The 15,973-nt window shown below is 69.6% G+C and carries 12 protein-coding genes; 4 read left to right on the top strand and 8 right to left on the bottom strand.

Annotation, left to right across the window (positions count from 1 at the left end):
• Window positions 1–89 precede the first annotated feature (89 nt).
• The 6 genes from ABD385_RS17190 to ABD385_RS17165 form a co-directional block, all read right to left on the bottom strand.
• Window positions 90–1,202 carry a type IV pilus twitching motility protein PilT gene (locus ABD385_RS17190; RefSeq protein WP_344576600.1) on the bottom strand — a complete coding sequence of 371 codons (1,113 nt, stop codon included), beginning with the start codon at window positions 1,200–1,202 and terminating at the stop codon, window positions 90–92.
• Window positions 1,199–5,023, bottom strand: a complete 3,825-nt coding sequence (locus ABD385_RS17185) for a hypothetical protein (RefSeq protein WP_344576598.1) — start codon at window positions 5,021–5,023, stop codon at window positions 1,199–1,201. Before ABD385_RS17185 ends, ABD385_RS17190 begins: the two co-directional genes overlap by 4 nt.
• Window positions 5,020–5,544, bottom strand: a complete 525-nt coding sequence (locus ABD385_RS17180; RefSeq protein WP_344576595.1) for a type II secretion system protein — start codon at window positions 5,542–5,544, stop codon at window positions 5,020–5,022. Before ABD385_RS17180 ends, ABD385_RS17185 begins: the two co-directional genes overlap by 4 nt.
• Window positions 5,541–5,975, bottom strand: coding sequence for a type IV pilus modification PilV family protein (locus ABD385_RS17175; RefSeq protein ID WP_344576593.1), 435 nt, complete (start codon window positions 5,973–5,975; stop codon window positions 5,541–5,543). Before ABD385_RS17175 ends, ABD385_RS17180 begins: the two co-directional genes overlap by 4 nt.
• Entirely contained in the window at window positions 5,972–7,183 is a 1,212-nt protein-coding gene (locus ABD385_RS17170; RefSeq protein WP_344576590.1) for a type II secretion system F family protein, read from the bottom strand. Before ABD385_RS17170 ends, ABD385_RS17175 begins: the two co-directional genes overlap by 4 nt.
• A gap of 91 nt (window positions 7,184–7,274) precedes the next feature.
• Complete coding sequence (locus tag ABD385_RS17165; protein ID WP_344576588.1) at window positions 7,275–9,116, bottom strand: GspE/PulE family protein; 1,842 nt, start codon at window positions 9,114–9,116, stop codon at window positions 7,275–7,277.
• A 241-nt stretch (window positions 9,117–9,357) separates the two neighbouring features.
• Here ABD385_RS17165 and ABD385_RS17160 point away from each other — a divergent pair, with 241 nt between their 5' ends.
• The 3 genes from ABD385_RS17160 to ABD385_RS17150 all read left to right on the top strand — a co-directional run bounded on the left by ABD385_RS17160 (window position 9,358) and on the right by ABD385_RS17150 (window position 11,640).
• Window positions 9,358–9,741, top strand: a complete 384-nt coding sequence (locus ABD385_RS17160; RefSeq protein ID WP_344576585.1) for a competence type IV pilus major pilin ComGC — start codon at window positions 9,358–9,360, stop codon at window positions 9,739–9,741.
• A gap of 255 nt (window positions 9,742–9,996) precedes the next feature.
• Window positions 9,997–10,815: a prepilin peptidase gene (locus ABD385_RS17155; RefSeq protein WP_344576583.1), complete on the top strand. Its 819-nt coding sequence runs from the start codon at window positions 9,997–9,999 to the stop codon at window positions 10,813–10,815.
• A gap of 276 nt (window positions 10,816–11,091) precedes the next feature.
• Window positions 11,092–11,640, top strand: coding sequence for a PadR family transcriptional regulator (locus tag ABD385_RS17150; RefSeq protein WP_344576582.1), 549 nt, complete (start codon window positions 11,092–11,094; stop codon window positions 11,638–11,640).
• A gap of 361 nt (window positions 11,641–12,001) precedes the next feature.
• On the opposite strand, the gene ABD385_RS17145 is transcribed toward ABD385_RS17150, so the two are convergent.
• Together ABD385_RS17145 and ABD385_RS17140 are read right to left on the bottom strand one after the other, a co-directional pair.
• Entirely contained in the window at window positions 12,002–13,297 is a 1,296-nt protein-coding gene (locus ABD385_RS17145) for an FG-GAP repeat domain-containing protein (RefSeq protein ID WP_344576580.1), read from the bottom strand.
• A 479-nt stretch (window positions 13,298–13,776) separates the two neighbouring features.
• Window positions 13,777–14,949 carry a type 2 periplasmic-binding domain-containing protein gene (locus ABD385_RS17140; protein ID WP_344576577.1) on the bottom strand — a complete coding sequence of 391 codons (1,173 nt, stop codon included), beginning with the start codon at window positions 14,947–14,949 and terminating at the stop codon, window positions 13,777–13,779.
• A gap of 349 nt (window positions 14,950–15,298) precedes the next feature.
• Here ABD385_RS17140 and ABD385_RS17135 point away from each other — a divergent pair, with 349 nt between their 5' ends.
• Entirely contained in the window at window positions 15,299–15,943 is a 645-nt protein-coding gene (locus ABD385_RS17135) for a hypothetical protein (RefSeq protein ID WP_344576576.1), read from the top strand.
• The last annotated feature ends 30 nt before the right edge of the window (window positions 15,944–15,973 follow it).

The following is a 15,973-nucleotide window of genomic DNA, read 5'->3' as shown; positions in this document are numbered from 1 at the left end:
GGTGGAGCCCCGTCGCCGAGCGAAGCGCATCCCGCGCGATCGGCCTCCGCGCTCCCGGCTGTCGCTTCGCGACGTTATCCGTCGGATGGTCAGGTGTGGCCGACCGGAGCGTGGGGCCGCTGGATGTCCTCCGGGTAGGCGGTGTACACGACGGCCTCCTCGTAGGCGATGGTGCCTGCCGCGACGAGGGCGTTGATGCTGGTCTCCAGGGTCTGCATGCCGTCACGGTGGCCGGTCGCGACCACGTTGCGGATCTGGCGGGTCTTGCCCTCGCGGATCAGGTTGCGGATCGCCGACGTGCCTACCAGCACCTCGAAGGCGGCCACCCGGCCCCCGCCGATCCGCGGGATGAGCGTCTGGTTGAGGATGCCGACCAGGGTGTGCGCCAATTGCAGCCGGATCTGCGGCTGTTGCTCGGCCGGGAACACGTCGACGATGCGGTCCAGCGTCTGCGACGTGTCGTTGGTGTGCAGGGTGGCGAACACCAGGTGCCCGGTCTCGGCGATCGTCAGGGCCGCGGAGATGCTCTCCGGGTCGCGCATCTCGCCGAGGAGCAGGACGTCGGGATCCTCGCGCAGGGCCGAGCGCAGCGCGGCGGGGAACGAGTCGGTGTCGGTGCCGACCTCGCGCTGGTTGACCGCCGCGCGCTTGTGCTGGTGCAGGTACTCGATCGGGTCCTCGATGGTGAGGATGTGCACCGACCGGTGCGTGTTGACGTAGTCGAGGAGCGCCGCCAGGCTTGTCGACTTCCCCGACCCGGTCGGCCCGGTGACCAGCACGAACCCGCGCGGCATGCCTGCCCACCCGACGACGACCGGGGGGAGCCCGAGCTGCTCGGACGACGGCACGTCGAACGGGATGATCCTCAGCGCCAGCGCCGACGCGCCGCGCTGCACGAAGGCGTTCCCGCGCAACCTGGCCTTCTCCCCCCAGCTGAACGCGAAATCGACCTGCTTCTCCCGGCGGAACCGTTCCGTGAGTGCCTGGCCCAGCACCCCGGTCACCAGGCGATCGACCTCCGGCTCGGTCAGCGCGTCCCCCTCGACCGGTCGCAGGGCGCCGTCGACGCGGAGGAACGGCGCCGATCCGGCGGTGAGCAGCAGGTCGCTGCCGCCCCGCTCCCACAGCTCACCGAGCAGGTGGTCGATGATCGCGGAACTCGGCCCGGGCATGGTGGTCTCCAAGGGTGCGTGGTGGCTCATGGCAGGACCGTCCACCGCTTGACGGTGCTGGCGTGGCCGTCGAAGGACACGGCGGCCTGGAGGAGCGGGCCGGACAGCAGGTCGATCCGGGTGCCGCCGAGGTGCTCGGTCGCGCCGCCGCTCCCGGCGGTGACGGTGTAGGTCACGGTCAGCCCGGCCAGCTGGGAGGCTTTGGTCAGGCCACACGGTGCCAGGTCGACCTGGTCGGTCACCGGGCCGCTCGAACCGAGATGGACCGGCACGTGAAGTGCGTTGTTGACGCCGGTGCAGGTGCTGCCGGTGAAGTCCACCGACATCTTCACCGACTCCACGTCGCCGTCGTCGTGGTGCGCGACCTGGAGGACGACGTGGTCGAGCGGTCGGGTCGTGGCCGGTCCCGGCTGGGCATAGCCGCCCAACGTGAGGGATGCCCGGCCACCGCCGGGGAGGGTGGCGTCCGTGACGTCGACGGGCGCGCCGGGAGCCGGGGGCGTGAACCTGGTGATCGCGGTGACCGAAGTCGGTTTCGCGATCACGGCCGGATAGGTCGTGAACAGCACCGGCTCCGGTGGGATGCCGATCACCGGGCGGAGGTATCCGGCGGTCGGGCTGATGCCGAGGTCGATGGTCCGGGCGATGATGCCGCGGGTGACGACCTGCGAGCTGACCTGGCTCATCGACAGGTCGACGGCAGCGGTCGGGGCGTAGACGGTGCCGTTGACCACCAGGCGGCTGTGCGCGGTGGTGGTGTCGGCGTCGTCGGTCGACTTCAGCACCGCGCAACTGCGGCCTGCCGTGAGGCAGCCGGACAGGGCCCTGATGGACGGGGCTCGGAACACGATGTCGAGCTCGACGCCGTCGAGCTGGTCGACGCCTTCGGTACTGCCCGTGGCCAACGTCGCCGCATAGTCGACAGCGAGCTTGGACAACTGGTCGTCCGTCCTGACCCCGCAGGCGCCGAGGTCCACCACGTCGGCGCCGAGCGCTCCTTGATGGGTGGTCAGGGCGTGGGTCGCGTCGCAGGCGGTACCGGTGCCGGAGACGGTGAGCGCGGTCGTGGGTGGCTTCGTCGGTGGGGCCGGTGCCGGGGTGGTGTCGTCGTCCTGGTGCGCTACGCGCAGCACGACCTTGTCGATCACCGCCCCCGCCGGCAGCGGCTGCATCGCGAACGCGCCGAGCTGGATCGACGCCGACGGGGTGGCCGTGGCGAGCGTCGCGGTCGAGGTGGTGGTGTCGATCGCCTGCGCGTTGTTCGGGTTGTGGAACGCCGCGGTGGTGGGCGTCGCGGTGCTGGTCGCCTTGGTGGGCCGTACCGAGAGCGGGGGTCGGTAGGCCAGTTCCAGGGTGACGCCGTCGAGCTGATCGGTGGCGGTGGTGCTGCCGGCGCCCAGGGTGGCGGTGTAGGTGACGGCCAGGCCGGTCGTCTGGGCGGGGTCGGTCAGCCCGCAGGCGGCGACCAGGTCCACGGTGTCGGTGGCCAACGCGCCCTGGCGCGCGGCGAGTTTCCGCGGGGCGGTGCAGGAGCGAGGCATGCCGGGCCCGGTCAGGGTGACCGTGACCGTCGGCGGCGGTCCCCCGGTCGCCCCGGGATCGTCGCGGTGCGCGACGTGCAGCAGGGCCCCGTCCAGGACCGAGCCGGGTGGCACCGCGGGGGTGTCGTAGCCGCCGAGGTCGATGGTGGCGGTCGGCTTGGCCGGGTCGAGTGTGGCGTGGGCCGTGTTGGCGCCGTCGATCGCCCTGGCGTTGGTCGCGGGGAGGAACGTCGTGGACTCCGCGCTCGTCGCCGGCCGGGGCGGTGGCGGGTCGTAGACGACTTCAAGCCACATGCCGTCCAGGGAAGTGGCGCCCTCGGTGCCGCCCGCCTTCAGTCCGGCGGCGTAGGTCGCGGTCAGGCCGGTCAGCTGTGCGGCGTCGGTGATGCCGCATGCCGTCAGGTCGACGCGGTCGTCGCCCAGGCCGGCCCGCGCGGTGAGCGGCAGGTTGGTGCAACTGCCGCCGCCGTCCGCGGGGGTGACGTCGATACGGGGAGCCGCCGCGTCGCCGGTCTCCCGATGGGCCACCCGCAGCACGGCAGAGTGGATCGTCGATCCCGGCGGCAGGGGCGGCTGGCCGAACCCGGCCAGGGTGATCGATGCGGACGGGGCCGCCGTGGTCAGATCGGCGCCGGCCACCAACGGTGTCGGCTGTTCGCCGATCTCCAGGGCGTTGTGGGGATCGGTGCCGGGGGCGGTGAACCCGGTCGATGCGGTGACGGCGGTCGGCTTGAACGTGGTCGGCGTGCGGTAGGCGACCTCCAGCCAGATGCCGTCCAGGCGTTCCGTGGCGGTGCTGCCGTCGGCGTCCAGGGTGGCGGCGTAGGTCACTGTCAGGCCGGTGAGCCGGGCCGGGTCGGTGAGCCCGCACGCGCCCAGCAGGTCGATCGGCGGATCCTCGGCGAGCGCCGGGTGCCGGGGCAGGTTGTCGCTGCGGCAGGTGTCTGCGCCGACGGCGGTGGTGACCTTCACCGCGCCGGGGGCGGTCAGGTCGCCGTCGTCCTCGTGCCTGACCCGCAGCGTCGCGCTGGTGATGACCGAGCCGGGTGGCACCTGCGGGGTGAAGCCGGCGAGCTGCATCGACGCCGACTGACGTTTCGTCGGGTCGAGGGCGGCGTCGGCCGTACAGCTCGCGGTGCCCGTTGGCTGCGAACAGCCGGGCGGGGTCGGCTGTTCGCCACTGGTCAGGGCATGGCCCGGGTTGGCGAAGCCGGTGTTCGTGACGACCGCTGTCGGTTTCAGCGGGTGTGACGGCTTCGGTGGTTGGACTCCGTACACCGCCAGCTGTTGCGCGTCCGGGGTCACCGGGGCGCACAGTTCGACGTGTCCACGGTCTACCTGGAATCGGCTGCCGCCGCCCATCATGACCTCGACGCCTTCGGGCCGTGTTTTGTCGCAACCGCCCGGGTTGGGGATGGTCGGGCGGGTGGGGGCCGCGGGATCCCAACCGGCCTGCGTGCCGCCGACCACGCTGACCGTGGGGTCGTCGACCGTCCAGACCGCGGTGCCGCCGGTGAAGGTGAAGTCGAAGTAGTAGAGGCCCGGCCGTAGCCACACGACGACGCCCGGGCAGTCGCCACCGGTGAGGCGGGTGAGGGCGCGGGCGTCGTCGTAGTAGCCGGGCTGCAACCGCACCAGCCAGGAACCGGGGCCGGGGCACGCGGGCACCGTCTGCCGGACCGGGACGGCCGTGGCGGGCGGGGTGTAGTCCGGGTCGGCACCCACGGCCTCGTCGGCGGGGGCCGGCGGGGTGTCGTTGGCGCAGTGGTGCGCGTACGGCGCCTGGGTCGGGGGGAGCCGGGTCTGTGACACGGCACTGGAGCAGTCGCCGACGGCGGACACGTCGCCGGACACCACCATCGAGGCGCCGGCGCCGGTGGTGACGTTCGAGTGGGAGAACACGCTGCCCTGCACGCGCAGGCCGGGCGTGGACACGTTGATGCCGTCCTGCGCCGCCTGGCCCAGGCTGCGCAGCGCGTCCTGCGGTTGGGTCGCGCGCGTGGCCACGGGAGACGAGTTGAGGGGGTCGCAGTGGACGATCATCTGCTGGCCGTTGATCGGCGGGGCGGTGTAGTCGGCGCACGGGTTGCCCTGCGAGAAGTTCTTGATCGCGAGCTGCGTGGCACCGTCCGCGCTGTAGCCCCGCCTGCCCTGGTCGACGTACACGCGCGCGGCTTTCAGTCCCGTGCCGGCGAAGGACAGGACGGACACGGTGACCAGGCCGAAGACGACGACGAAGACCAGCGCGAGGATCAGTGTCGCGCCCTGTTCGTCGTCGCGCCGGCGGCGCGGGTTGAGGCGGCCGGTCATGACGCGCTGGATCGTCGGACGGCGGTGAGGGCCGTCGGGGGCGCGGCGGGGTCGCTCTGCACGGTCAGCGTTACCTCCATGGGCGGGGTGCACGAGGTCTCGGCACCGCAGCTCAGAGTCACCGGATGGGTAGGTGTGGCGTTGTCGAACCGGCCCAGCAACGTGGTGACGACGCCTTCGTCCGTGCACTTCACCCGCTTGAGGGCGCCGGTCGGCTGGTCGTAGGTGTAGACGACGTCGGCGCCGGTCCAGCTGAGGTGGACGATCACGCCGGCGACGCCGCACGCGGGGCCGGTCGTGACGTCGTCCGCGCTTTGCACGTCGCCGTAGAAGTAGCGGTTGAGCGTGCCCACCGCGCTGGTGGCGGCCACCCGCTTCTCGGTGCCGGCGGTGAACCGCAGTCCGAGGATGATCGCCTTGGGCAGCAGTACCCCGATGATGCCCACGATGACGATCGTGACCAGCAACTCGGTCAGGGTGAATCCCGACTCCGAGCGCCCCGTGGGCCGTTGTGTCGTCATGACAGCATCGACTCCCGCTTGACCACTTCGAGCGTCGCGTCCCTGACGGGGTGCGGGCCGGTCGAGTGCACGGTGAGCGTCACCCTCTGCACTCCGGTATCGGCCGTGGGGCAGGACCGGCCGAACGCACCCACCCCGTCCCAGTACTCGATCGTGACGGCCACGGTGTACCCGGCCGGCGGCGTCGGAGTCTCGTAACTGCTGGCGCAGGACACGTACGGGTCGCTGACGACCTTCTCGGCGGCGCTGCGGATGACCGAGTCGGCGCTGGTCACCTTCTGCTGCGTGACCGAGCTGATGAGCGCGGTGCCGATGCCCCCGATGATGGTCACGAAGGCGACGCCGATGAGCACCACGGCGACGAGCACCTCGATCAGGGTCTCGCCCTCTTCGCCGCGACGGCGCCGCGGGCGGCTTACCAGGCCGGTCACTGGACGTTGACCTGGTTGTAGACGCCGTAGATCGCCGAGATGAGGGCGACGGCGACGAATCCCACGACGACCCCCACCATGATCACCACGGTCGGCTCGAACAGGCTGGTCAGCCGCTTGAGTTTGTGCTGCAGTTCCTTCTCGTAGAACTCCGACACGTTTTCGAGCTGGTCGTCGAGCGTCCCGGTCTCTTCCCCCACGCGCATCATCTGGGTGACCGCCCCGGGGAACAGGTTGGTACGGGCGATCGGCCGGGAGATGCCGCCGCCTTCGAGCATCTCCGTCTGGGCCGTCCCGATGGACCGTTCGTACACCAGGTTGTTGGCGCCCGAGCCGGCCAGGCTGAGCGCCTCCGGGATGGGCACGCCGGCCTTGATCATCGAGGTCAGGATGCGGCAGAACCGTTCGATGACCATGAAGCGGACCACGTCGCCGACCACCGGCATCGCCAGCAGGAAGCGGTCGCGCAGTGCCCGTCCCCGCTCGGTCCGCAACCCGGCGATCAGTGCCACGACGAGCGCGACGAGCACGCCGACGATGACCGGGTACCAGGCCGTGACGAAGTCGGTGCAGCCCAGCAGAATCCGGGTCGGCAGCGGCAGTTCCGCGTGGAAGGACGCGAAGAACACCTTGAAACGGGGCAGCACGAAGATGACGAGGACGAGGACCACGGCGACGGCCAGACCCATCACCAGGCTCGGATAGGTCAGGGCGGAGCGGATACTGCGCCGGCCCTCGACGTCACGCTCGATGTAGCGGCCCAACTGGGCCATCACCACGTCGAGTTCACCGGTCGCCTCGGCCGAGCGGAGGACGGAGATGTAGAACGGCGGGAGCGCCTTGGTGTGGGCGGCCATCGCGACGGCGAAGCTCTCGCCGAATCGCAGCGAGTCCATGACGTCGACGAGCAGCTTGCCCAGCTTCTTGTCCTTGGTCTCGGCTCGGATGATCTCCAGGGCGTCCAGGATGGGCACTCCGGCCTTGATGAAGGCGGCCATCTGGCGGGAGAAGTTGCTCAGTTCGACCAGGTCGACCTTTTCCGCGGTGAGTTCGAGGTGCAGCAGGTTGCGGCCCTCGGCCTTGACCGACCGCACGTCGTAGCCCTGCCGGGTCAGGCTGTCGGTCACGCCGTCGACGCTGGAGCCCTTGAGCACGCCGGTCGCCCGCTTCCCGTCCTGGCCGACCGCGACGTACTTGAAGGTGGCCATGCCGATGCCCTCCCGGTTTCCGGTGTCAGAGGTTCGCGTCGTCAGTGTTGGGGTGCCGCATCCAGCGAGCCGGGCACCAGGGGCGCTTCTGCTAGACCACGTACACGCTGGACATGATCTCGGCGATGGTCGTGGTCCCCTCCTCCACCAGACGGACGCCGCCGTCCAGGAGGCTGTCCATGTGCTGCTCGCGGGCGGCCTTGCGCAGGCTGTCGATCGGCGCCTTCTCGACGAGCAGCCGCTTGACCGCGTCGCTCACCACCAGCAGTTCGAAGACGCCGATCCGCTCCTGGTAGCCGGTCCGGGAACAGAAGTTGCAGCCCCGGCCCTGCCAGAACGCGGTGTCGGTCGACCCGCCGGCCTTCGCGAAGAAGGCCAGTTCGTCCACCCCCGGTTGGTAGGGCTCGCGGCAGTGATCGCAGATCCGCCGCACCAGTCGCTGGCTGACCACGCCGGCGACGGTGGAGGTGATCAGGAACGGCTCGATGCCCATGTCGACGAACCTGTGCAGCGCGGAGCAGGCGTCGGCGGCGTGGATGGACGACAGTACGAAGTGGCCGGTGAGAGCGGACTCGACCGCGATCCGCGCCGTCTCGGCGTCTCGGATCTCGCCGACCAGGATCACGTCGGGGTCCTGCCGCAGGATCGAGCGCAGCCCGGTCGCGAACGAGATGCCCGCCTGGTCGTTGATCTGGATCTGGTTGATCGACGGGAACACGTACTCCACCGGGTCCTCGATGGTGGTGATGTTGCGCTCGCTCTGGTTCAGCTCACCGAGCGTGGCGTACAGGGTGGTCGTCTTGCCGCTGCCGGTGGGTCCGCCGCAAGCCACCATGCCGTACGGGGAGCGCAGCAGGGACGAGAACCGTTCGTAGGTCGCGGGGGGCATGCCGAGTTCGCCCAGCCGGAACAGTGTGCGGTTGCTGTCGAGCAGCCGCAGCACCGCCTTCTCGCCCCAGATGGTGGGGCTGGTCGCCACCCGGATGTCGACCGACCTGCCGTCGATCTCGGTGGCGATCTGCCCGTCTTGCGGGCGCCGCCGGTCGACGATGTTCATGTTGGCCATGATCTTGATCCGGCTGACCAGGGACGGGCCCATGTTCTCCGGCAGGCTGAGCACGTCGTGCAGCGCGCCGTCGATGCGGTTCCGGACCCGGACCCGGTCGGCGTGCGGTTCGATGTGGATGTCCGAGGCCCGGTCGCGCAGGCCCTGGGTCAGCATGAGGTTGACCAGGTGCACGACCGGTGCGTCCTCGCTCACCACCCTGGCACCGGAGTTGGCGTTGCGGCCGGTCTCGGTCGCCTCGAAGGCCTCGACCAGGCTGCTGACGCCGGCCAACGCCCGGTAGGCGCCGTCGATCGAGCGCCGGATGTCCGAGGGAGCCGCGATCGCCAACTCCACCCGATCCGGCGTGACGGCCCGGCCGACCTCGTCGAGCACCCGCGGGTCAGCCGGGTCGCCCGCCGCGATCAGCAGCGTGCCTTCGGCCCACCGCACCGCGACCACGCCCAGCGAGCGGGCCAGCGCCTCCGACACCCGGGCGGCCGCCTCGGGATCCGGTTCGCTCTGGCGCAGGTCGGCGACCGGGACGCCGAGTTGAACCGACAGCGCCTCGATCAGTGACCGCTCGTCGACCATGCCGAGTTCGACCAGCAGGGCGCCCAGTCGCCTGCCCGACGCCGACTGCTGGAGCAGCGCCTCGTCCACCTGCGCCGGGGTGAGCAGCCCGCGCTGCACCAGCAGTTCCCCGATGCGCGGCCGCTTCTGCCCTGCGGGCGACGACTGCGCCGCGCCGGACATCGCGTCCCGGGCCGGTTCGTCCGTTGCGGCCGGAGACGGCGCCGGACCCTGCGTTCCCTCGGGCAGGGTGCTGCCCTCGCCCTCGGGGCCGGTCGACGCCGCGCGGCGCCGGAGAAGTCGGCGATTCGCCAAGGAATCCACGCCCTTTCGCGCATCCAGCACAACGCGGATCGCTCAACGCGAGTGCACTCACAGTGTTGTCAGCCGCTGATTAGTCAGCCGGATACTACATCAGGCCACCACGCTGTCACCCGCGTCGACCGCCGGGGTCAGTCCTTGTGGGTCCACCACTCGCTACGTAGTCTACTGCTGAATAGTCAGGCTGTTACTATCGCTCGATTTTGCTTGCACCGGTCACCGTAGAGGGAGAAGGATGCTCACGTACCTGCAAGGCAAGTTGCGCCAGCGAATGCGTGCACCGAACGAGACGGCGGAAGCCGGCTTCACGCTCATCGAGCTTCTCGTGGTCATCGTGATCCTCGGCATCCTGTCCGCCATCGTCGTCTTCTCCGTCCGCGGCATCAACGACAAGGGCCAGGGTTCGGCGTGCAAGACCGACAAGTCCACGATCCAGACCGCGGAGGAGGCGTACTTCGCCGGTGACAATCGCGGCGTGTACGGCACCATGGCCGAACTGGTGAGCGGCGGGTTCCTGTCCAACGCTTCCACCTGGTACGACGTCAATCCGAAGGGCAACACGTACGACATCGCGCCGAAGGCCACGCTCCCGAGCGGCCAGTCAAACCCCTGCACCTGACACGGGGGAAGTCCTCACCGGATGTCGCCGGCCAGCGGTCGCCGGACGGTCGAGTTGGCCAGGCGGCTTCGGAAGCGCCGCCTGGCGAACCGCGGTCGGCGGCCTGCGGCATCGCCGGAACTGCCGGCCGCCTGGGCCGCCTTGCGAAGGGTGAGGCCGGTCGCGGCGAGGGTCGCAGATGCCTGGAGCACTGGTCTGGAGCATTTGCATCGTGGCAGTAGCGACGGGCAAGCACGGTGCGGCACCCTTGCGCCCATGCCACCCACACTTGTCGTGATCATCGGTCTGTTGGGGCTCGCGGTGGGGTCGTTCCTCAACGTCGCCGTCTCCCGGGTGCCGGCCGGCCGCTCGGTCGTGCGGCCCCGCTCTGCCTGCCCGCAATGCACCACGCCGATCGCGCCCCGGGACAACATCCCCATCGCGTCCTGGCTGCTGCTGGGCCGACGCTGCCGTGCCTGCCGGGTTCCCATTCCCGCGCGCTACCCGCTGATCGAAGCGCTCACCGCGATCCTGTTCGTCGCCGAGGCACTGCGCTTCGGCTGGTCGGAAGCGCTACCGGCCCAACTGGTCTTCACCGCAGGGCTGTTGGCCCTGGCCGCCTGCGACGCCGAGCAGTTCCTGCTCCCTCGGCGGCTGATCTACCCGACTCTCGGGCTCACCGCCGCCTGTCTGCTCGTGGCCGCGGCGACCACAGGACAGTGGCATCGGCTCGGCGTGACTGCGGCATGCGGAGTGGGCGCATTCGCTGTCTTCTTCGCCCTGCACTGGGTGCGGCCGGCCTGGCTCGGGTTCGGCGACGTGCGCCTGGCCGGATTGCTCGGCACCGGGCTGGGCTGGCTCGGTCCGTGGTACCTCGTCTTCGCGCTGCTGGCCGGCAGCTTCGCCGGGTTGCTGGTGGGCATCGCGCTCATAGCGACGGGGCGAGCGACCCGCAGTACCCGCCTCCCCTACGGTGCGTTCCTCGCCGCCGGCGCCATCGCCGCCATCCTCGTCGGCGCTCCCGTCGTCCACTGGTACGAGAGCCTGGGTGACCTGTACGCGATGGGTGCGCCGCTCACAACGGTCCGCCACTGACCACAAACACCTAGGCCAGACGTCGGTCGGGGGCCGGTTTCCGACTACCGGTTTCCGGCTACGGGCCACGGGCTACCTGCCACCTGCGGAACCGCAACAGTACTTCTGGGGCCTACGGCGCCGCGATCCGCAGGGGCACCGCAGACTGTTCCCTCGCGCGTCCGCCGGCCGGACCGACCGGTCCGTCCCCCTGGTATCCGGTTCCTATTTCAGCCTTTCCGGCCCCAGGCTCGATCGACATCGCAAACACCACCGACGAGCGCTACGGTAGTTACCATGGAACGACCTGATCTGCCACTGGCTGAGTGGATTGTACTTGCGCTCGTGGCTGAACGACCCAGCCACGGCTTCGCCATCGCAGCCCTCACGGCAGAGGGCGCGGAAATCGGTGAGTTCTGGTACATCTCGCGCCCCATGGTCTACCGCTCGATCACGCGGCTGGTCGAGCGCGGACTGATCACGCCGATCGGCCCCGAGGAGAGCGACCGCGGACCGCAGCGCGTGATCTATGCCGCCACCCGCTCGGCGAAGACGGCCGTCAGCCGGTGGCTCAGCGAACCCGTGGCCCACCTACGCGACGTCCGCGCCGACCTCACGACCAAGCTTCTGCTGCTCCAGCGTCGTGAGGCCAGCCCGGCTCGCCTGGTCGAGCGGCAACGGGTCGTCATCGACGAGATCGAGGAGTCGCTGCGCGCCAAGGAGCACGACGGCGACTCCCTCAGCCGCGCAATCTACGCGTGGCGACTGGAACACGTCCGCGCCGCGCGCGGGCTTCTCGACGCCGTCGACATCGACTCGACGCGGCCAACCGTCAAGACCTGCTGACGTCGCGCTTGTGATCGTCCTCCCCTCGGCAGCCACGTCACCGCGGCGCGCGTGCCACGACTCGATCCGGCCCGTACCGGCCGGCAACGACCACGACAGACGACACCCCGGCGCCACCGCAGCAGCCTTCACCTACGCGTCCGGCACCACACCCGGCAGCCGTGGACAGTGCTCAACGATGCGCGTGTGCCAGCGAGGCGGGCTCGGCGATCGCGTCGTCGCCATCGCCGAGCCCGCGAGGCACGTCAGCGCCTCATAGGCAGCCGCCGGAAACGGATCGTCGGCCACGGCACCTCAACGAGGGTCTCGCAGGAGCCGCCGGCCAGGGTGCCGTGCGTCGGCCCGGTCACGACCGCCGCCGTCAGCGTCTTGCCGTCGGCCGCCGCTTCGTCGTGTTGAGCAGCACCGACTCGTCGTTGACGAACGTCGCCGAGCTGTTGCTGTTGGCCGTGGCGACATCAGGACGCCGGTCGCCGTCGAGGTCGGCTACCGCTGTGTCCTGCGGATTGCTACCGCCGTTGAGCCCGAACGCGAGCGGGCTGCCGAACGCGCCGGTGCCGTCGCCCTGAAGCACCATGACCTCGTCCGAACCGGTGCTGGAAACGACCAGGTCGGCGTGGCCATCGCCATTCAGGTCGGACACCGAAGCGGAGCTGAGGTTCTTCCCCGCCGACAGGACGCGCGCAGTACTGAACCCGCCCGCGCCGTCGCCGAGCAAGACGGCGACGCGTCCCGGCGAGCCGGGTGCCACGATGACGGCGTCCGGCTTGCCATCCCTGTTGACGTCGGCGAGCTTGAGCTTGGACGGCAGTGCCACACCGGCCGAGACGCTCGACGCCGTGCCGAAGCCCCCGTGTCCGTCGCCCCGCAGCACGGAAAGCGTGCCGGTCGACGAGTTCGACGTGATGAGATCCAGATGGCCATCGCGGTTGAGATCGGCGGCCGCGATGCTCTGTGGGCCGGTGCCGTCGGCCAGTCCGAACTGCGTAGCGGCGCCGAACGTGCCGTCGCCGTTGCCGAGCACTACCGAGACGTTGTTCGTGTTCGTGTTGGACGTCGCGAGATCCGGCTTGCCGTCCTCGTCAAAGTCGCCCACCGCGACGTCATTCGGGAAGCGCGCGACACACGGGTTGTCGCCCGTGGTGTCGCACCCGGGCTTCGGGTTGAGCTGCACCGCCGCTCCGGCGCCGAGAGCGCCGGAGCCGTCGCCGCGCCAGACCAGGGCGACATTGCCGCGCCCGTCCTGGCTGATGACGTCCAGGTGGCCGTCGCCGTTGACATCCCGGATCACCGCCGAGCGGATAAAGGAGCTCGACATCTGGCGTGGCGCCGCGTACTTCGTCACGGGGCCGAAGCGGCCGCCGCCCAAGCCGAGGAACACGCCGAGGCCCTCGGTACGGATCGCCGTCACGAGGTCCGGTATCCCGTCGTTGTTGAGATCGCCGATCGCGACGGCGGAGCTGCCGCGCCCGTTGTCGTCGAGGTTCGCCGCGGTGCCGAAGCTGGTCCGGTGGGCGGCGGCCGCCGAGGCCGGGCTGCTGACCAACAGGACGGTCGCTGCCGCAAGGACGAGCGTCGGAGCTCGGCGTGACCGGCCGTGCGTGACCGCAACTGAGCGGCCGTCCGGCGTGCGGTGGCGACGTGGTGATCTGTTCATGGGTGAGGCCCCTCCTCAGGGCCTGACGAATGGGAGTTGGTGACGCACTTCGGCGGTACCACTGCCGAAGTGCGTCAGTGCTGTGCCGGTCGTTGCCGATCCGGCCGGCATTCATGGCGGGATGGCGTGGCGTGAACCGACTTCCGGTTGGTGGCTGCCGCGTGGGGAACCTGCTGGCAGGAGTAGGCAAATGTCTCGGCATGCCCAGGCGTCTACACGATGACCCGCTTGGTGGTGCCTTGCGTGTCGAGGTGCCGAGAGGGTGCTCCAGTGGTCAGCAGTTGACAACTCGGTGAGTCGACGTTGGCAACTTCTGCGGCGTACGCAATGTGCGTTGTCCGGCTTGCCGCGGGATGCACACTTCGGCGGTCCTACCGCCGACTGCCAGTGGGACCGCCGACGAGCATCGGCGAGCCGGGACCGTCGGCGGGCGATGTTCGCGCCTGGCCGATGGTCCGTTGCCCAGTGCTCCGGATCGCCTAGTAGCCGTAGGCGGCGAGGGTCGTCTTGATGGCGTTGTCGTCCCACTTGGTGGTGAACAGGTCTTCCCAGGCAGCCTCTGCGCCGGCGCTCCCGCCGTTCAGGGCGACGCCGAACTGCTGGATGTCTCCGTAGTCGGAGTACGCGCTCGGATCAACGTCGGTCCACGTGTTGGGGTCATTGCCCGTGGTGCCGTTCAGCGAACTCGACGTCCAGCTCACGTGCATGATGTTCGACTTCGCGACAAGACCCAGCTGGGTGTTCCCGCCGGCATTCGCCGTCACCGCGCCCCGCACCTGGCTGATCCCTGATTCCAGGCGTACCTTGCACGCCGCACCCGCGCTGTCGCACGCGCTTCCGGTGAACACGTTCTGACCCGCCCCGCTGGTGGTCCAGGAGAACCCGTTCTGTATCAACGCCTGCTTGGACGCCGCACCGAACGGCGCGGAAGCCGGGTCGGCGACCGCGATCCGGTGCCCGCTCGTCGCAAGCCAGCTCACCACCCCCGACATCGTCGTGGGCGCGCCGCCGGCGACCGGCGACGCATCACACCGAGGCGACTGCGACTTGCCGTTACCGCTGCCGTTGGCGTCCGCGCCCAACGCCAGCGGCGGACTCCCGGCGTTGGACGGGTCATCACCGTGCGTCGCGCCCGCCCAGTTGCCGCTACAGCTGTAGATCGCCAGGTGCCCGATTGCCACAGACTTCTTGCTTGCGATCGCGCCGTTGCACTCGACGCTCCCGCTCGCCGTGCACGTCCCTCCATCCGCGGTCGGGATCACCGCGTCCACGTTGGCTTCGTCCGCCGACAGGAACGCGTCGATGTGCAACGGCCCGTTGACGCAGTTGTTCGACGTAGACGGATCGCACGTGGTGTAGGGGCCGGCGCTCTTCAGCTGCTGACGCAGGCTTCCCGACGTGATCCCCCGCATCGTCGACGTATCGATCGCCGGCTTGTTCCAGAACCCGCCGATCTGCGATCCGGCATTCGCCGTGAACGCCGTGAACGACCCGAGCGACTCGATCGTTCCCTTCATGTCCTTCACCGCGGGATACATGTTGTTCGCGATGGCGACCTGCGAACCCGTCGTGGCGAATGCCGTCGGTGTCACGGCGGCGATCAGCGCGGTGGCGAGGGCGCCCACCGCGAACGCGTTCCGCACTCGGCGCATCGCGGTGCTGCCGGAGTTCCGGGCACTCCCAGTGCGTCTGGACCTTCTTCGCATTCTGCTACTCCTACTCCTCGTCGATCCGGTTGGCGGCGGCTGCCGCACGGGCACCCTGCTGGCGGAAGTAGGCAGATGTCCGCGAACTCCCAGGCATCTGCGTGGTTTTCCGGCATGACGGTGCCTCACACGCTAGATGGTGCTCACTCGGCCACCCAGTAGTCAATGATTGACAACCATGCTTGCTCTGTATGTAATGCACGCAGCCATCCTGTGGTGGGCCGGCGGGCGAGTCCCGTCGGCCCACTTCAGGACGTAAGGGAGGGGCTGGGAGCACGATGGACAGAAGCGTGATATGGCACGGTTGAGCAGACTGTCGCGCTCGCGCGCGATCCGGTGGGGTGTGCTGTTTCTCGCGCTAGCCGCGGTGACGGTGGTCGTTGTGGTGCTTGGGCGCGGTGGGTCAGATGAGGCCGCCCCAGCGCAGAGGTCCGACCCCGAGTGGTGCACTCCGGGCACCCAGCGCACCGCGCTCTGCCCGCACAACAAGGTTTTTCATGCAAAGGAATACGCCGTCCACGGGGACGCCTTCGAGTGCGACAACTTCGCCAGTCAGGCGGATGCCCAGGCGGTGCTGCGGGCCAACCCCAGCGATCCGAATCACCTTGATGACGGCGGCGGCGTCGCGTGTCGTGGGTTGCCGGAACCGCGCGACACCAAACCGGTTGCCGGCATCGCACAGCACTTCAAGTGCGGTCCTGGCGACACTCGCAGCGCGCTCTGCCCGCAACCGAAGCGGGCCTTCGACGCTCGCTACTTCCTGCGCTACGGCACTGACGCCTACGACTGCTCGGACTTCGCGAGCCAAGCGGACGCGCAAGCCGTCCTGCGCTTCGGGCCGGCCGACCCGAATCACCTTGACGACGATGGGAACGGGGTCGCGTGCCCGGACCTGCCGGGACCAAAGGACCGCAAGCCCGTACGTCGGGGAACACCGTGACGCGGCAAGGGCTAGCGCGTGTGCTCGGGC

The sequence above is a fragment of the Streptomyces lunalinharesii genome, from assembly GCF_039532155.1.
In the GTDB taxonomy this organism is placed as follows: domain Bacteria; phylum Actinomycetota; class Actinomycetes; order Streptomycetales; family Streptomycetaceae; genus Streptomyces; species Streptomyces lunalinharesii.
Note: the sequence above shows the minus strand (reverse complement) of the source record. Positions and strands in the feature narration are given on the sequence as shown.

Coding starts and splice junctions, on each gene's coding strand:
- ABD385_RS17155 (WP_344576583.1), top strand. CDS start 9,997: ATGCCACCCACACTTGTCGTGATCATCGGTCTGTTGGGGCTCGCGGTG.
- ABD385_RS17135 (WP_344576576.1), top strand. CDS start 15,299: ATGGCACGGTTGAGCAGACTGTCGCGCTCGCGCGCGATCCGGTGGGGT.
- ABD385_RS17140 (WP_344576577.1), bottom strand. CDS start 14,949: ATGCGCCGAGTGCGGAACGCGTTCGCGGTGGGCGCCCTCGCCACCGCG.
- ABD385_RS17160 (WP_344576585.1), top strand. CDS start 9,358: ATGCTCACGTACCTGCAAGGCAAGTTGCGCCAGCGAATGCGTGCACCG.
- ABD385_RS17180 (WP_344576595.1), bottom strand. CDS start 5,544: ATGACGACACAACGGCCCACGGGGCGCTCGGAGTCGGGATTCACCCTG.
- ABD385_RS17190 (WP_344576600.1), bottom strand. CDS start 1,202: ATGAGCCACCACGCACCCTTGGAGACCACCATGCCCGGGCCGAGTTCC.
- ABD385_RS17185 (WP_344576598.1), bottom strand. CDS start 5,023: ATGACCGGCCGCCTCAACCCGCGCCGCCGGCGCGACGACGAACAGGGC.
- ABD385_RS17145 (WP_344576580.1), bottom strand. CDS start 13,297: ATGAACAGATCACCACGTCGCCACCGCACGCCGGACGGCCGCTCAGTT.
- ABD385_RS17170 (WP_344576590.1), bottom strand. CDS start 7,183: ATGGCCACCTTCAAGTACGTCGCGGTCGGCCAGGACGGGAAGCGGGCG.
- ABD385_RS17150 (WP_344576582.1), top strand. CDS start 11,092: ATGGAACGACCTGATCTGCCACTGGCTGAGTGGATTGTACTTGCGCTC.